The 17520-nt window shown below is 61.6% G+C and carries 12 protein-coding genes; 8 read left to right on the top strand and 4 right to left on the bottom strand.

Features of this window, described 5'->3' with window-relative positions; genetic code table 11:
• Positions 1-424: 424 nt before the first annotated feature.
• Positions 425-1603 (bottom strand): CapA family protein, encoded by a 1179-nt coding sequence (locus WMO66_RS10160; protein WP_349136320.1) that lies wholly within the window; start codon positions 1601-1603, stop codon positions 425-427.
• A gap of 1 nt (position 1604) precedes the next feature.
• Between WMO66_RS10160 and WMO66_RS10155 the strand changes: the two genes are divergently transcribed.
• The 6 genes from WMO66_RS10155 (at position 1605) to WMO66_RS10130 (ending at position 10619) form a co-directional block, all read left to right on the top strand.
• A complete protein-coding gene (locus WMO66_RS10155; RefSeq protein ID WP_349136318.1) occupies positions 1605-1763 on the top strand; it encodes a hypothetical protein in 159 nt (52 codons plus the stop codon).
• Between the two features lie 217 nt (positions 1764-1980).
• The gene (locus tag WMO66_RS10150; RefSeq protein WP_349136316.1) at positions 1981-2823 is read left to right on the top strand and encodes a glycoside hydrolase family 25 protein; all 843 of its coding nucleotides are present in this window, start codon (positions 1981-1983) and stop codon (positions 2821-2823) included.
• A gap of 315 nt (positions 2824-3138) precedes the next feature.
• Positions 3139-7701: a S8 family serine peptidase gene (locus WMO66_RS10145; RefSeq protein WP_349136315.1), complete on the top strand. Its 4563-nt coding sequence runs from the start codon at positions 3139-3141 to the stop codon at positions 7699-7701.
• Positions 7702-7820: 119 nt separating this feature from the next.
• Positions 7821-9671, top strand: coding sequence for a DUF2079 domain-containing protein (locus WMO66_RS10140; protein ID WP_349136313.1), 1851 nt, complete (start codon positions 7821-7823; stop codon positions 9669-9671).
• 159 nt (positions 9672-9830) lie between these two features.
• Positions 9831-10307 (top strand): hypothetical protein, encoded by a 477-nt coding sequence (locus WMO66_RS10135; protein ID WP_349136311.1) that lies wholly within the window; start codon positions 9831-9833, stop codon positions 10305-10307.
• A gap of 9 nt (positions 10308-10316) precedes the next feature.
• Complete coding sequence (locus WMO66_RS10130) at positions 10317-10619, top strand: PF20097 family protein (protein WP_349136310.1); 303 nt, start codon at positions 10317-10319, stop codon at positions 10617-10619.
• Positions 10620-10736: 117 nt separating this feature from the next.
• On the opposite strand, the gene WMO66_RS10125 is transcribed toward WMO66_RS10130, so the two are convergent.
• Genes WMO66_RS10125 through WMO66_RS10115 form a run of 3 tightly spaced genes read right to left on the bottom strand, consistent with a single transcriptional unit; the run spans position 10737 to position 14794 of the window.
• The gene (locus tag WMO66_RS10125) at positions 10737-11099 is read right to left on the bottom strand and encodes a hypothetical protein (protein WP_349136309.1); all 363 of its coding nucleotides are present in this window, start codon (positions 11097-11099) and stop codon (positions 10737-10739) included.
• Entirely contained in the window at positions 11086-13968 is a 2883-nt protein-coding gene (locus tag WMO66_RS10120) for a YfhO family protein (protein ID WP_349136307.1), read from the bottom strand. The genes WMO66_RS10125 and WMO66_RS10120 overlap by 14 nt, the downstream gene beginning before the upstream one ends.
• Complete coding sequence (locus WMO66_RS10115) at positions 13955-14794, bottom strand: pyridoxamine kinase (protein ID WP_349136305.1); 840 nt, start codon at positions 14792-14794, stop codon at positions 13955-13957. The genes WMO66_RS10120 and WMO66_RS10115 overlap by 14 nt, the downstream gene beginning before the upstream one ends.
• 289 nt (positions 14795-15083) lie before the next feature.
• Between WMO66_RS10115 and nrdD the strand changes: the two genes are divergently transcribed.
• Together nrdD and WMO66_RS10105 are read left to right on the top strand one after the other, a co-directional pair.
• Positions 15084-17309 (top strand): anaerobic ribonucleoside-triphosphate reductase, encoded by a 2226-nt coding sequence (gene nrdD, locus WMO66_RS10110; protein ID WP_349136303.1) that lies wholly within the window; start codon positions 15084-15086, stop codon positions 17307-17309.
• Between the two features lie 11 nt (positions 17310-17320).
• Positions 17321-17520, top strand: a 200-nt coding sequence (locus tag WMO66_RS10105) for a hypothetical protein (protein ID WP_349136301.1), incomplete at its 3' end; no start/stop codon positions are given.

The following is a 17520-nucleotide window of genomic DNA, read 5'->3' as shown; positions in this document are numbered from 1 at the left end:
TGTCATTGCGAGGCCCCAACGGGGCCGTGGCGCCCTGAGCGCGAAGCGCGAGGAAGTGCCCTTGGGGTGCAATCTCGGGAAGGCAGTTGCGATTTCGCCGATGGCTTTCCCACGATTCAGCCGGATACTGCGAGATTGCCACGTCGGCCTTCGGCCTCCTCGCAATGACAAACTCGGGGGACTTGCGGCACAGAATGTGCTGCAATCATTGCCGACCTGCAAGGCGCTCGCTACCCGTAAAGGGCACGCCGCCAACGGCTGCGCAGTGAGCGCCGCTGCAGAGGCAATTGGTGCCGCTGTTCTAACGATTGCCCGTGCCTCCTGCTGGTACGTCGCCGGGCAGGGCATGCCCTGCCCCTACAACTTTATATGAACAAACCGGGAGCAGCCTGCTATCTGGCTGCTCCCGGCAGTTGTATTCGCCTTATTTTGTGCTGTCCTGCGGCTGGACGGCCTCTTCGATCTGCTGCTTCGCGGCAAGGAGCTGCTCATACAGCTCATCGGAGACCCGCTGATAGTAGTTGTTCTCATACAGCCGGACGGCGTCCGCAGCATCGAGGACCTGATAGCGCGGCGCGGTCCCTGCGCCGCAGTCCGCCGTGGCCAGCGGGGTGCAGCGCACGTCGCTGATGACAGTCGACTCGCCCGTGCGGGTGAATTCCACGGTCAGCGCCAGTGAGGCGTTCGTTTCGCCCTCCTGCGCGGCGCAATAATCGCCGAGGCCGTAGGCGAGCACAACGTCCTTCTGCACGCCGTCGTCCGTCGTGATGCTGCGGCGCTCTACGGGGCCGACGCGGTGGGAGTGCGAGCCGACGATGACATCCACGCCGCGGCGGAACATCAGGTCGGCAATTTTCTCCTGTGTGTCGCTGATGTCGCTCACGTCCTCGCTGCCCCAGTGCAGGGCTGCAACGATCACGTCCGGCGACAGGGCGCGCGCAGCGGCGATGGCGTCGGTGATGCCGTCCGTGTCGATGCGGGAATAATTGGAATCATAGTCCGTGTAGAGCAGGTTCGTGCAGTATTCCGCGCCGCTCGGCAGGCGCATGCCGTTCATGCCTTTCGTGAAGGCCACGACGGCGATCCGGATGCCGTTTGCCTCCACAAGAACGGCGCGATTCTGCGCGCGGTCCTCAGCGCTCTCATAGGTGCCGACGGGCGTGAGCCCGGCGCTGCGCAGGACGGTCTGTGTGCGCTCCAGTCCGCTTAGGCCGTTCTGGATCGTATAGGAATTTGCGGTCTGCACGAGCGAAAAGCCCGTGCTGCGCAGGGCTGTGGCCAGCGCATCCGGCGCACTGCCGTCGTTATACGGCTCGCCGGAGAGGGTCGTCTCCAGATTGCCGATTGCAACATCGGCCGCGCCGACAACGGCAGTCGTGCCGCGCAGAATGTCAGAAAAATCATAGCTGCCGCCCTGTCGGGCTGCCTGCAGCAGTTCGTCGGTGATGCGGATGTCGCCGACGGCGCAGAGCGTCGCCACTGCCGTGTCGCTGCGCGGCGTTTTGGACTCTGTGGGCGTGTCGCTGCCGCTGCAGCCGAACAGCGGGAGCGCAAGGCAGAGCGTCAGAAGCGCCGCAGCGCCTCTGCGAAGAAAACGGGTCAAGATGAAATCCTCCAATCAAAATGACAAGATGCAGCTTGTCAAAGAAGTCCCTTCGGGCCTTTTTGCCAAGCTGCTTCCAGAATTGCAAAATCAATTTTTGTATCATGATTTTGCAATTCTGCCGCTGCGGCGGGTGATGGAACGCGAAAGGACATCCTGACGGTTTCCTTTCACACTTTTCTTCCCTCCGAAACTTTCGGCTTGGCGGGTTTTTGACAGTCTGAAAATGATCAAATGTATGCGCCTATTCTACAATACTTTGCCCGCGGCGGCAAGTCCGAATTTCGAAAAACGGCGGCTCTTGCCGCGGGTTGACGAATGTGGTATACTGTAGGCACGACAGAAAACCGCCTTCGGCGACCCGAAAGGACAGGGATATGACAAAGAAAAACCGAAAACACAGTGCAGGCATCGTGCTGCGCGATATTTTGCTGGCGCTGCTGCTCGTCGCCGTGGTCGCGGCATCCGCCATTCTCGTTTACCGCCGCTTTTTTGAGAGCGGACCGGCCACACCGGACGAGAAGCAGAACATTGCCAAGAATCACTATGACGCCGATTCGTTTTATGAGGAGAACGGCATGCTGCGCTATGCAAAAAGCGCACATCTGACCGGCGTGGACGTTTCGGAGCATCAGGAGAAGATCGACTGGGCTGCCGTCCGTGCAGCGGGCGTGGATTTTGCCATTCTCCGCATTGGCTACCGCGGCTATACCGAGGGCTCGCTCCGTGAGGACAGCTGGTTTGCCGAGAACTATACGGCCGCACGGGCTGCGGGCGTGCAGGTTGGCGTGTATTTCTTCTCGCAGGCCACGACGCTCGAGGAGGCCCGCGAGGAGGCCGATTATACGCTGGAGCTGCTTGACGGCCGCACGCTGGAGCTTCCCGTGTTCTATGACTGGGAGACGGTCGCAGGCTCCACGCGCATCCCCTCGCCGGATGGCCTGCCGCTGACGCAGTGCGCAGCTGCCTTCTGCCAGACGGTGGAGGCAGCCGGGTATACGGCGGGCGTTTACTTCAACCAGACGTATGGATATACATACTTTGATCTGAGCTATTTGCAGGACTATGTTCTCTGGCTTGCGGAGTACGGCACGACGCCGGAATTTCTTTATCACTTCGACTGCCTGCAATATTCCAGCACCGGGGCGGTCGATGGTATTACCGGCGACGTGGACCTCAATCTGCTCCTGATGCCGGAAAAGGCAAAAACGGCGGATTGATTCTGAAAAATGCAGCGCGGGCCGCTTCGCAATTCGAAGCGGCCCGCGCTGTTTGCATATATTTCGACGGCGTTTCCTGGCGCACAACAATTTAATCCTAGCATATGGAAGGAAAAATGTCAATAGAGAATGGAAATAAATGAACAAATTGAGAACGATTTGTGAAGGACATTGTTTTTTTGACATACAAAATTGCAAAAATATGGAATTGTTGCGGGATTGACAGACGCAGGCGCGGAGAGTAAACTAATCGCATATTTATTCTCTCTGCGCGGAGAACCCGGCAAGGGAATAAAAATTACAAGGAGGAAAGATATGAAAACGTTGGCGAAAAAGCTGATGGCGCTTGTCCTTTGCCTGGCAATGGCGCTCGGCCTTCTCGGTGTGACCTCTGCCGGTGCAGTGCAGAGCGCTCCGAAGGCGGAGGAGTCGGCCAGCAAGGTCATCTATGCCACAGACAGCAAGACCACCTACGTCCCGGCGGGCTATACCTATGTATACCAGTCCACCGACGGACGGATCTACACGCGCAAGGCAACGCAGGACACCTATATTTCCGGCCGCACCCTCAGCGCAACGGAGGCCAAGGCGCTGGCCTCGCTGTCCTATGGCGCGGAAAGCACCATCACGACAGACGACGGTCAGACACTGGTCTGCCGCGAATATGACGCGAAGGAAGCGGCGGCCTATTCCGATGCCGTGAAGGCGATCCTGAGCGGCGAGGATTACAGCGACGGCGACAAGGTCACTGTTGTGAGCGAGGCCCACGAGAAGAACGACAAGGTCAAGGTTATCATCTCGCTTGAGGCCCCGGCCGTCTGTGAGATGGACGGCATGTCCGTTGAGCTGGGCAAGGGCCTCGGCAAGGCAGAGCTGGCCGCCGTGCAGAGCGTGAAGAACGGCCAGTCCTCCGTCCTTTCCGTCGCGAAGAAGAAGCTTGGCCACAGCATCGAGGTCACTGGTCAGTTCTCCCTCGTGACGAACGCCATTGCCGCCACGGTTTCCTATGGCGATATGGAAACGCTCAGCAAGCTGCCGGGCGTCAAGAAGGTCTTCCTTTCCCCGTGCTACTCCGTGCCGGAGATCAATGCCGTGGAGACGGACGCCTCTCAGATCAGCACGAACATGAAGTTCGCGGCCGCCGGTATGGGCGCGAACGCCGCATGGGACGCGGGCTATGACGGCACCGGCATGAGCGTCGCCGTCATCGACACCGGCCTGTGCTTCGAGAACCCGACGTTCTCCAAGGAACCCACCGATCCGGACGCCGTTGCCTACAGCAAGGATGACATCGCGGCCATCCTCGACAGCAAGACCCTGCATGCCGAAGAGCTGGATGAGTCCACGGCGCTTGACACCGTTTATTACAGCAGCAAGGTCCCGTTTGGCTTCAACTATGCCGACGGCGAGGCCAACTTCGGCTCCGATGACGACACTATGATGGGCCACGGCTCACATGTTGCCGGTATCATCGCGGGCAACCTGACCGAAGCGGATCAGGAGCAGTTCGATATGACGTCCCTCGGCATTGCGCCGGAGGCACAGCTCGTCATCATGAAGGTCTTTGACCAGGGCGGCAACTGCTACTTCGATTATCTCATCGCCGCCATTGAAGACGCCATCACCCTCGGCGTCGACTGCGCGAACCTCTCCCTCGGCCTTTCCAGCGGCCCGTATTACTACGAGGGCGTGACCGAGGTCTATGACGCCGCCACCGCAGCGGGTATCAGCGTCTGCGTCTCCGCCGGCAACGATGGCTTTACCGGCAACGAGAGCCTCTGGGGCGATGACCAGATCAAGTCCACGAGCGTCTCCAGCGGCACGCTGGGCATGCCCGGCACGTTCGACTCCGTCCTGACCGTCGCCAGCGCCGAGAATGAAGGCGTGAAGTGGTTCTTCGCTACCGGCGTTCTCGGCTGGTACAACAAGCGCCAGGGGTCTGACCAGTACATGAACGTGAGCGAGATCGAAAATGTCCCCGAGGGCAAGGGCTTCTATGAGAACCTGCGTCCGACGGAAGACCTCGTAGGCGGCACCTATGGCTACACCGAGTCCATCAAGAATTCCGACGGACAGATCGTCTATGTCCCGTTTGAGGGCGGCAACGGCGACTCCATTATTGCGGCGGCAAAGGCCGCAGGCGCAGCCGGCGTCGTGTTCTACGACCCGACTCCCGCCGAGGAAGCAGAGTGGGACTATGTGGATGTTGAGCTGACCAGCTTTGATGTCCCCGCTGCCCGCGCGAACCTGACCGAGTTCGAATGGATGAAGGCCAACAATGACACCGGCACCGTCTCTGTAAAGGCCGACTGGAACCGCAACAACGCCGCAGGCGAGATGTCCTCGTTCTCGTCCTGGGGCCCGACGGAAGGCCTCTCCCTGAAGCCGGAGATCACCGGCATCGGCGGTAAAGTCTTCTCCGCATACTATGGCGAGGATTTCGCCGTCGCCTCCGGCACCTCGATGTCTTCTCCGGCCGTCGCCGCCTCCATGGCGCTGCTGCGGCAGTATCTGAAGACGACCTCCATCCCGGAAGAGGACTATGCCAAGGTCGCCAACTGCCTGCTTATGAGCACGGCAACGCCGATCGTCGATGAAGCGAACGGCACCTATTACTTCGTCCGCCGTCAGGGTGCAGGCCTTGCCAACATCGGCAACGCCGTGAAGTCCGGCGCTTACATCGCCGTCGAGGGCACCGACAAGGCCAAGCTTGAGCTGGGCGACGATGCCGAGAAGACCGGCAAGTACGAGATGAAGTTCAGCGTCGTCAACTTCTCCCAGGAAGCCAAGACCTATGCGCTCAGCCTGCAGGGCCTCGGCCAGGCTGCAGAGGGCGGCCTCGTCAAGGGCGGCAAGGTCACCTATCTCACGCAGAACTATGCAAAGAAGCTCGACGCGACCTATACCACCAGCCTGAACGGCAACGAGCTCACGGTTCCCGCCGGTGCGACTGCACAGGTCACCGTGACCCTGCAGCTGACCGACGCGCAGAAGGCCTACTATGACGAGCGTTTCCCGAACGGCGCATATGTAGAGGGCTTTGTCCAGCTCACGAGCAAGGACGCCGTCACTCTGTCCGTCCCGTTCCTCGCATTTTACGGCGACTTCGGCGCGGCTCCCGTTGCCGAGACCGGCAGCTACGCGACCCTTCTGGGCGGTGCGCGCTCCTACAACACGGCCGATCAGGTCGTCAGCGGTATCTACAGCTACCGCCCCATCAGCGACAGCGATGTTCTTTCCTGGATGACCGAGAAGTCCTGGCTGGGCGATACGGCCGCCCCCGGCATGTCCATGGTCCCGATGGACGAGTACAAATTCGCCACGATGTTCACGGCCTATAAGGGCTTTGTGCCGGAGACGGCGGGCGTCTCTCCGAACGGCGACAATTCGCTCGATGCGTTCTACCTGCAGATCGGCCTGCTGCGCAACGTCGATAACATCCACTACACCGTTACGAACCTGACGACGGGCGAGGTCCTGTCCGAGCAGGATACCGAATTCCTGCAGAAGAGCTACGCGGGCGGCGTTTACGCCGGCAGTGAGGCCGGAGACTTCGACATGAGCTGGTTCTACGCCAAGGGCGTGAACGAGGACGGCGAGGAATATATTGATTATTCCAAGTGCAGCCAGCCGGAGAACTCCATCATCTCCGTCAAGGCGGAGATCACTCCGGAGTGCAAGACCGCCAAGACCCAGACGCTCGAGTATATGTTCTATATCGATACGACCGGCCCGAACAGCAAGAAGCCGACGTTCAGCTACAAGACGGAAGACTGGGGCTGGGGACCGGAGTCCATGTACACGATCTCCGTGGAATCGAACGAGGCCTGGTATCAGGACTACGACATGAGCATCACCATCGAATATGATGAAGAGACCGGCGACTACTATGCCTCCGCCTTTACCACCAACTATTTCCCGACTGCGCAGCCGAACGGCGAGGGCGTCCACGGCATGAGCGAATCCGGCAGCATGATGTACACCGACTCGCGTACCGATATCTTCCTCGGCTATGACTACGCAGGCAACTGCTCCGCCTATACCATCACCGGTTCGCAGCTCGATGACAACATCAGCCTCTCTGCGGAAACGGACTCGATCTACATCGGCGAGGAAGTGACCATCCAGAATACCGATGTCGACGACTATGCCATGCTCCTGAACTGGGAGGTCTCCGATCCCGAGATCGCCGAGATCGTCTCCAGTGACAACAGCAGCGTGACCATCAAGGGCCTGAAGCGCGGCGACGTGGCTGTGACCGCCTCCGTCGGCGACTTCAAAAAGTCCGTCACGATCCACGTTCTGGACAAAAACTATGAGGATCTGAAGGGCAAGTTCCAGGATATCTCCGGCCACTGGGCCGAGGAGACCATCCTTGAGGCAGTCTACCGCGGCCTGTTCAACGGCGTGAGCAGCGACCTGTTCGATCCGGACAGCGCCATCACCCGCGCCATGTTCGTCACGGTGCTCTACCGTATGGATGGCCAGCCCGCAGTCGACCAGAAGGCAGGCTTCACGGATGTGGCAGAGGGCAGCTACTACGCCGCCGCCGTGGATTGGGCCGCAAAGAACGGCATCGTCAACGGCGTCTCCGAGACGTCCTTCGACCCGGATGCCCCCATCACCCGTGAGCAGATGGCAGCGATCCTGTATCGCTACGCCGCCTATTGGGAGCTTGACGTGAGCGCAGAGGCCGACCTCAGCGCCTACGAGGACGCTTCTTCCGTCAGCGCCTATGCCCAGGCTGCCATGCAGTGGGCCGTGGCCAACGGCGTGATTAACGGCACGTCTGCCACGACGCTCGAGCCCGCCGGTACGGCGACCCGCGCGCAGGCCGCGACGGTGCTGGTCCGCTTCCAGAACAGTATGAAGAGCTGACGTTTCAAAACCGACGCTTTCCTTTCCTTGGCGCCCCCCTTTCGCTTCGGCGGGAGGGGGGCGTTGATCGTTTGACAGGCGCCTTCATTTATGGTACAATCCCGGCGGAAGGTGAGATTATGCGTGTGATTTCCCGCCCGGCCGCAGGGGATATGATCCGGCGCCTGCTTCTGGCGTGGCTGCTGACCGGAGCCATACAATATACCTGTCTGCCCGCGCCCGAACGGGTGCTGAGCGGCTTTTCCGCCCTGACGGGGCAGTCATTCCCGCTGCTGCTCGTGGGGACGGCGGCCTCCTTTGCCCTGCTTACGCTGGCGGGCCTTCGCTGGCGCACGGCGCACTGGGAGCGCGCGGCCCTGCCGCTGTGCTTCGGCTGGCAGCTCGTGCTGGGCCTGTGCGCCTCGTGGTCCGTGCCGCTGCTGTGCGCCGGGCTTGTCGTGCTGGCCCTTCTGCTCGTCTACGCCGCCTATGGCGCGCGGACGGACGCAGAGAGCCTGACAGCTGCGCCGGTGTGCACCGGCCGCCGCGCGGGACTTGTGATCGCCGCGGCCGCCGCAGCCGTGTTTCTGGCGGCCGTGCTGGCGCTGACGGTGTTCCGCGTGCTGAGCTATGCCGCGCCGACCTATGACTTCGGCATCTTTTCCCAGATGTTCCACAGCATGCGCACGACGGGCCTGCCCGTGACGACGTGCGAGCGCGACCGCGTGCTGTCGCACTTCGCCGTGCATGTTTCGCCGATCTACTATCTGTTCCTGCCATTTTACGCCCTGTTCCCGTCGCCCGTGACGCTCGAGGTGCTGCAGGCCCTGCTGCTGGCCTCGGCGGTCATCCCGCTCTGGCGCATCGCGCGGCGGCACGGTCTGTCCGGCGTGACGGCCGGTCTGCTGTGCGCCCTGCTGCTGCTCTGGCCTGCCTATGCGGGCGGCACGAGCTATGACGTGCATGAAAACAAATTCCTCACGCCGCTGCTGCTGTGGCTGTTCGACTTCCTCGACCGCCGCTGCGTGTGGGGCGTTGCCCTGTTCTCCGTGCTGACCTGTATGGTCAAGGAGGACGCGCCCGTCTATGTCGCGGTCATCGCGCTGTGGGTGATCCTGCGGGCTCTGACCCGCACCGGGGCGGAGCGGCGCTGGGGCCTGCTCACGGGCGGTGCGATGCTCGTCGGCGCAGTGGGCTATTTCCTCGGCGTGACGGCCTGGCTCGCTGCCGACGGCGACGGCGTTATGTCCTATCGCTACAGCAATTTCCTCTACGACGGCTCGGATTCGCTGTTCACGGTCATCAAGGCCGTGCTGCTCTCGCCGGTGCGGACGCTCCGGGAGTGCTTCGAGGGCGAGAAGATCGCGTTCTTCTTCCTGACGATGGGACCGCTGCTGTTCCTGCCGCTGTGCACGCGGCGCTATGAGCGGCTCGTGCTGCTCATCCCGTTCCTGCTTGTGAACCTGATGTCGGATTACACCTATCAGCACAGCATCTTCTTCCAGTATACCTATGGCTCTGCGGCCTGCCTGTTCTACCTGACGGCCGTGAATCTGGCGGAGCTGCCGCGCGTCTGGAACCGCCCGGCGCTGGCGGCCACGGCGGCCCTGCTGGCGGGCGTGTGCTTCTGCGGGAACATCCTGCCGCTCTCCGAGAATTATGTCAACCGCTATTTCGACTACCGCGCGGTCTGGCAGGAGACGGACGCCGTGCTGGACCGCATCCCGGGCGATGCGAGCGTCACGGCCACGACGTTCCTTGTGGTACCGCTGTCGCGGCGCGCCGTGCTCTATGACCTGCGCTACTGCTCGCAGGAGCACCTGCTCAGCACGGACTATGTCGTCGTGGAGACGACGGACAGCGGCAGCCTGAAGCCCTATGCCGTGGATGGGGAGGACGGGCTGGAGGGCCTGACGGCTCTGCTGCGCGCCGCAGGCTATGCGCAGCTGCCGGATACCGGAAGCCGCCTGCAGCTCTGGAAAAGGCCGTAGAGGCCGGAATATGCAGCAGATCGACCTGTGGAACCGTTTTGATGCGGAACACCACAGGTCGATTTTTGGTACATTTGCCGTCTTGTAAAATTGGGGGAGGGACTGGTATACTGGAAGCGTAAGAAAGGACTTTTCAGGCCGGACAGGAGGCGGCACAGAATGAAACAGAGCGGAAGAAGGATCGCGGCGGTCGTGCTGGCGCTGGTGCTGGCTGCCGCCGGGATGGCGGGCTGCAGGATCAGCCGGACGCGAGCCATGACGGACAAGGAACGCATGGCCTGCGAGGCCTACACCATTTCGTTCCCGGAGGAAGTCCTCGGGGATAAGACCCTTGCGGAGACCATCCTGTCGCTCTGCACGGCGCAGGAGGAGACGGAATATGGGACCGTCTATGACGGGGCGGCCCTGCAGCCGTATCTCTATCAGTGCAGCGAGGTCACGGAGGTCGTTTCCAGCATGGACCGGCCGATGCATCTGAATGTGCGCTACAAAACGCAGGACGACATCGAGGCTTCGCTCGAGATCGACTATGACGTGATCGTGCTGCGCTCGGTCTACTACCCGGATGAGGATGCATATGCGCTCGAGCAGATGGGGAAGGCGGTCTGGATGACGCATTTCCGGTATGGAAGCTAGGAGGGCGGAATGGAAGAGGCTGAACTCAGAAATACCGCCCCGGAATATGACCCCAAGCCCTGCCCGCTCTGCGGAAAGCCCATGCGCTGCGGGCTGCTCCAGAGCGGCGGTGTCCTGTATTTCACCGATAAGGAGAAGTACTGGATCAACTGGCCGCTGAAGTCCCGCGGGGACATCCCGCTGCTGGGCGGGAAACTCTTTCCGGCCTTCCCGGATGACGGCGCGACGAAGCTCGCCCAGATCTGCACGGACTGCGAGGTCGTTCTCTTCTACTACGGCAAGAAGTGGGACGACCGGCGCTGGAACAGATAAAAACTGCCGGGAAAGCCCTTAGGGCTTTCCCGGCACAGCTTGTCAAAAAAGTCCCTTCGGGCCTTTTTCGCCAAGCTGACCTCCACCGGCTGTGCGGTGGAGGTCATTTTTTGCGTATCAGGTGTTGAAGAAGTAGAAGCTCTCCGTCGGGGTGGGGATGGTGCCGTCCACAATGCCGTTCACGGCGTAGACGAAGAGGATGATATAGAGAATCAGCCACAGCACCGAGACGATCAGCCCGATGATGGACATGATGCGGCCCTTGCGGTTGCGCGGCAGGTCAAAGCCCGCGCGGCGGCGCGAGAGGGACGCGAACACGAGTCCGGCGATGCCGAACTGGATGCCGACGAAAAGCGTGACGAGGGAACAGATGCCGCAGACGAAAGCGACGATGGAAAACGCCTTTGCGGTGCCGGGGACGGGGCGCTGCGGCTCGGGGGCGGCAGGGATGACGTCCTGCTGCGGATCATAATTCTGCATGAGGGAGATCTCCTTTCTGATCGTTGGGTTCGGGATGGGTATCGAGCCACTGCCGCCAGCCGTCCAGATCGTCCGGCTCCGGCGTGGTATCTTCTGCGTTTTCGGGCGTTTCGGCTTCTGCCGGGGCCTCCGGCAGGCTATCCGGCAGCAGGGCGAATTCCGTCACGGGCGGCACGTCCGCCTCGCCGCCGAACAGCGGGCGGCGGCGCAGGAGCAGCGCCAGCAGCAGGAACAGGCCGAGGCTCACGCCGGAGATGATCGCGCCGGTCTTCAGGCCGGGCGCGGTGTAGCGCAGCTCGACGGTGTGCTGCCCGGCCGTCAGCGGGAAGGCGATGACGGCGTCCGTCAGCCGGACGCTCTCGGACAGGGCGCTGGCTGTCTGCGCCAGCGGGACTTCAACGCCGTCCACATAGGCGCGCCAGCCGTTCTCGTAGGGAATGGATGTGTAGAACAGGCCGTCCTCTGCGGCGTCCACCGTGCCGGACAGGCTGGTGTCCGTGTCCTCCGTCACGTTCCAGACGCTCCGGGACAGGCGGGAAAGTCCCGCGTCGAACACGGCGTCGTTCTGCTCGGCCACGTCCAGCGAGATCGTGCCCTCCTTACCCTCGGCGACGGGGTAGGTCAGGGTGACGGTGTCGCCCGCCTCGAAGCAGCCGAGGCTGAACAGGCAGCGGACCTTGATGTTGCGTGTGAACAGCCGCTCGCCGTTGCGGTAGACGGTCAGGTCATAGTTGCCGGACGACTTCGTCGTGGCGACGAGCAGGCCGTTCTGCGGCACGACATAGGAGATGCTCAGCTCGCTCTGCCCGTCAGCGTCCTGCGTGGAATAGCTGTACTGCGTGCCGCTCGTGCCGCTGGCGCGCAGATCGCAGGTGTCCGGCGCTTCGAGCGTGTCATATTTCAGGTGGGTGTAGAGCGCGTCGTCCAGCCCCGTTGCCATGCGGAACATTTCCTCCTGCTCCTTGATGGGGTTATAGACGTTCTGCTCCGCCACAAAGCTGCCCAGCGCACTGTCCGCCACAAAGCCGAGGCCGAGATAGGCGCGGTTCTGCAGCAGCAGGACATTGCCGGACTGCGCGGCGACGGTCGTGTAGGACGTGTCGCGCTGCTGGCCGTCGCGGTCGATGAGGTATTCGAGGCCGCACATCAGATTCGTGAACGGGCTGCTCTCATAATAGAGGTAGCGGTTGCTCGCGGGCCACGAGGCCAGACCGAGCGAACGGCTGAAGCGGTTGAAGCGGACGTTTGCCGACGAGGTGAAGATGGAAATACCGCGGTAGCCGTTGAGCGCAGCGTCGTTGAGCGTCTGGTAGGACGTGACCTCCACGCGGCCGCTGCCCTCGGGTACGGCCTGCAGGACGGCCTGCACATCCTCAGACTCGCGCGGATAGGACGAGCGGGACGTGAGCGAGACCTTTGCCACGCCCATGGCGATGCTGCAGACCATTTCTGCCCCGATGACGGCAAACAGCAGCGCCATGCTGAGGAGCTGCCGCCTGCGCTCCGGGCGATACAGCACGAGCGCAAGGCATACAATGGCCAGCGCCAGCGCGCTCAGGAGCATCCGGCGCATGCTGCCCTCCAGCCCCAGCCCGCACAGGATAATGCCGAGGCAGACGGGGAGGATGACGAACAGATATCGCTTGCGGAAGCAGTCCAGCAGTGTCCACGCACGGTAGGCCATGACGATGAGCACAAAGCTGAACAGGAAGCTGAAGCGATAGGGGAGCATATTGGGGAAATGCCCGCCGTGCCAGTAATAATCCAGCGTGCGGAACAGGAAGCTCAGCAGGAAGAAGGCGAGAAGACCGACGCTCAGGAGCTTTTCCCGCAGGCGGACCTTTTTGCAGCACAGGAAGAACACGGCCAGCACCACAGCGGCAAAGCCGCAGTAGACGTTCGGCAGGCCCTCCATCTTCGTCGGCTCCGTCGAGGTGAGCAGGTTGGCCAGCACGCGCCGCGCGCCGTAGGCGAGGCCGGGCAGCGTTTGCTCCTTCAGCAGGTCCAGCGTGCTCTGGCCCTCCGCGGCCTTGCCGGAGGCGTCCTCTGCGATGTTCAGCGCCAGCAGCTCCGGCGCTTCGTTTCCGGCGGAGTGGGTGTTCTGCAGGCCGTAGAGCGTCGGCAGCAGCAGAACGGCTGCCATGCCGACGCCGAGCAGCGTGCACAGCGCGATGCGGCAGAAGCGGCGGAAGAAGCTCTTCCAGCCGTCCCAGCGGCAGATGCACCAGACAAAAAAGCTCAGCCCGACAAAGATGCAGCAGAAAAACGAAAGATAGTAGTTGCACAGCAGCGAGAGTGCCAGCGCCAGCGTATACAGGCGGAAGCGGCCCTCGCGCAGCAGGCTGACCATGCCCGCCAGCATCAGCGGCAGGAGGGCCAGCGCATCGAGCCAGATGATGTTCCAATAGTAGCCCGCCACAAAGGAGCACAGGGCGTACATCATGGAAAACGGCACGAGCGCAGGCTCGTTCCGGCGGAACGTCGTCCGCAGGAAGACGGCGAAGAACAGACCGGCCAGTCCGATCTTCGTCAGAACGAGCAGCGCGAAGAATTCCCGCAGCAGCGACGCCGGGACCAGCACGGACAACAGGTACAGGGGACTGGAGAGATAGTAGGCATACAGCGGCAGGTAGCCGATGCCCATGCCTGCCTCGCGCAGGTACTGCAGCGAGCCGCCGGAGCGGAGCTTTTCCCGGAACGAGACGAAGAAGGGGTAATACTGATGCCACATGTCGTGCGCCAGCACCTGCCGGTCGCCGAACGGCCACAGGCCGCCGAGCACGAAGCACAGCAGCATCACGCCGAACGGCACGAAGAACGACAGGACGAGATAGCGGCGCTTCCGCCGCGTGCGGTCAATTTTCTGCATGGGAGGGCCTCCTTTGCGCCATGCGGCGGAGAAGTTGGGGGATGGTCGCTTCGAAGCTCACGCCGTACCAGCGGGCGTCCGGTTCGCGCCGGGTCTCGGCGATGGTGTCCGCAACGTAGGCGGAGGCCAGCTCCATGGCATCGTGTACGCTCCAGCCGAGCGTCAGCGCGCCTGCGCAGGTGCTGGCGAACAGGTCGCCCGTGCCGTAGAACACGGCGGGAACATATGGCGCGCTGCACTGCGACACCGAGCCCGCGGCATCCATGCACGCCACGCCGACGCGGCCCGGCTCCGTCCGGACGCCGGTCAGGATGGCCGTGCGCGCCCCGAGCGCGAGCAGCCGCTCCAGGAGCGTGCGGATGTAGCTGTCGTCATGCGTCTCACGGTATTCCAGCCCGGTCAGCAGGCAGGCCTCCGTGATGTTCGGCGTGATGAGGTCAGCCTGCGCGCAGAGCGTGCGGAGTACGGCGGGAAAGTCCGGCTCCAGCCCGGCATACAGCGCGCCGTGGTCGGCCATGACAGGGTCCACGAGCCGCATGGCAGGGAAGCGCGTGAAGAAGTCGAGCGCCTGATCCACCTGAGCCCTGCCGCCGAGATAGCCGGTGTAGATCATGTCGAACTGCAGGCCGAGCTGCTGCCAGTGGTCCGCGACCGACGTGAGCGAGAGCGGCTCATAGCGGAAGCCCTCGAAGGCGGTGTGCGCCGAGAGGACGGCCGTCGGCAGCACGGCGCATTCCAGCCCCATGGCGGAGAGCACCGGCAGCGCAACGGTCAGCGAGCATTTTCCGATGCAGGACAGGTCCTGCATGGTGACGATTCGTTTCATAATCATGACTCCAGAGCGTAAGTTCATATTCATTATAACGCGCTTTTGCCGGAAAGGAAAGCCCTGCTGCGAAAAAAGGCATTCCGGCCCGTTAAAAAGTTTTTTGGAAAATCTTGTGGTTAGGACTTGAAATAACCACAAGATATAGTATAATAGGGGTGCGTGAACGACGACCGGATGCTGCACTGCCTCAAAAAAATGCGCAGCGGGAAACGGCTGGGATCGTTCTGAAAGGATCGAGAATTCGGAGTAACACAGAGAAACGGGCAAAGCCTAGGGAGAGAATACCATGAAGATCATCAAGAGAAACGGAGCGGAAGAGACGTTCCGCATCGAAAAAATCATCGTGGCCATCACAAAGGCCAACAATGCGGCCGAGGAGGCCGAGCGCCTGACGCCGCTGCAGATCGACCGCATCGCGCAGGCCGTCGAGATCCGCTGCGAGGAAATGAACCGCAGCCTGTCCGTCGAGGAGATCCAGGATCTCGTCGAGGACCAGATCATGGCGCACGGGGCCTTCGAGGTCGCCAAGCGCTATATCACCTATCGCTATACCCGCAGCCTTGTCCGCCAGTCCAACACGACGGACGACCGCATCCTGTCCCTCATCGAATGCAACAACGAGGAGGTTAAGCAGGAGAACGCCAACAAGAATCCGACCATCAACGCCGTGCAGCGCGACTATATGGCGGGCGAGGTCTCGAAGGACATCACGCGCCGCATCCTGCTGCCGCGCGACATCGTCGAGGCGCATGAGGCCGGTATCATCCACTTCCACGATGCGGATTACTATGCCCAGCATATGCACAACTGCGACCTCGTCAATCTCGAGGACATGCTGCAGAACGGCACGGTCATCTCCGGCACGCTCATCGAAAAGCCGCATTCCTTCTCTACGGCCTGCAACATCGCCACGCAGATCATCGCGCAGATCGCCTCGAACCAGTATGGCGGTCAGTCCATCTCTCTGACGCATCTGGCCCCGTTCGTGGACGTCAGCCGCCGGAAGATCCGCGAGAGTGTGGTGCGCGAGATCCGTGAGCTCGGGGCCGAGGCCGCGGAGGAGCGTATTTCCAAGATCGTCGAGGAGCGCCTGCGCGAGGAGATCAAGCGCGGCGTGCAGACCATCCAGTATCAGGTCGTCACGCTCATGACGACGAACGGCCAGGCGCCGTTCATCACGGTGTTCATGTACCTCGGTGAGGCGCGCAATCCGCAGGAGAAGCACGATCTTGCCATCATCATCGAGGAGACGCTCCGTCAGCGCTATCAGGGCGTGAAGAACGAAAAGGGCGTGTGGATCACCCCGGCCTTCCCGAAGCTCATCTATGTGCTCGAGGAGGACAACATCCACGAGGATTCGAAGTATTTCTACCTGACGCGGCTGGCTGCGGAGTGCACGGCGCGCCGCATGGTGCCGGACTATATCTCCGAGAAGAAAATGCGCGAGCTCAAGCTCTCGAAGGGCGAGACGCCGGGCAACGGCGATGTCTACACCTGCATGGGCTGCCGCAGCTTCCTGACGCCGGATTCCTCCGGCAACGGCTGGGACAACGTGGCCAATGCCGGGAACTATGAGCCGGGCAAGCCGAAGTATTACGGCCGCTTCAACCAGGGCGTCGTGACGCTGAACCTTGTCGATGTGGCGCTGTCCTCCGGCAAGGAAATGGACAAGTTCTGGAAAATTTTCGACGAGCGGCTGGACCTGTGCTATCGCGCGCTGATGTGCCGTCACGAGCGCCTGAAGGGCACGCTGTCCGACGCGGCCCCCATCCTGTGGCAGTATGGCGCGCTGGCGCGCCTGCCGAAGGGCGAGCCCATCGACAAGCTGCTCTACAACGGCTATTCGACCATCTCGCTCGGCTATGCGGGCCTGTATGAGTGCGTGAAGTATATGACGGGCAAGTCCCACACCGATCCCTCGGCGACGCCGTTTGCGCTGGATGTTATGCGCTATCTGAACGCGGCCTGCGCCAAGTGGCGCGCGGAGACGCACATCGACTTCAGCCTCTACGGCACGCCGCTGGAATCCACGACCTACAAATTTGCCAAGTGTCTGCAGAAGCGCTTCGGCATCGTCCCCGGCGTGACGGACAAGAGCTATATCACGAACTCCTATCACATCCATGTGACGGAGAAGATCAACGCCTTCGACAAGCTGGCCTTTGAGTCGCAGTTCCAGGCCCTTTCGCCCGGCGGCGCCATCAGCTATGTCGAGGTGCCGGATATGCAGAACAACATCGACGCCGTGCTCGAGGTCATGAAGTTCATCTATGACAACATCATGTATGCCGAGCTGAACACAAAGTCCGATTATTGCCAGGTCTGCGGCTACGACGGCGAGATCGAGGTGTTGGAGGACACGGACGGCAAGCTCGTCTGGACCTGCCCGAACTGCGGCAACACCGACCAGAGCAAGATGAATGTCGCCCGCCGCACCTGCGGCTACATCGGCACGCAGTTCTGGAATCAGGGCAGAACGCAGGAGATCAAGGAACGCGTGCTGCACCTGTAAGACGTGCCTCTGTGCCCAAAGTTCCAATATTCCGGGTGGGGCTGCTGTTAACGGCAGCCCCACCGCAGTCTGTCGAAAAACCTTCCCAGCTGAAGGCAAAGGAAATCGTCAGAGTTTCCTCAGTCTGTATAAAGAGCCTCGCAGAGTTTGCGCTCGCAAGCGCAAAGAAAATAGGAATCATTTTCTCCGGCGGCGTGTACGTCGGAGAAAA

It is taken from the genome of Faecousia intestinalis (genome assembly GCF_040096185.1).
Classification (GTDB): Bacteria; Bacillota; Clostridia; order Oscillospirales; family Oscillospiraceae; genus JAZOXB01.
Note: the sequence above shows the minus strand (reverse complement) of the source record. Positions and strands in the feature narration are given on the sequence as shown.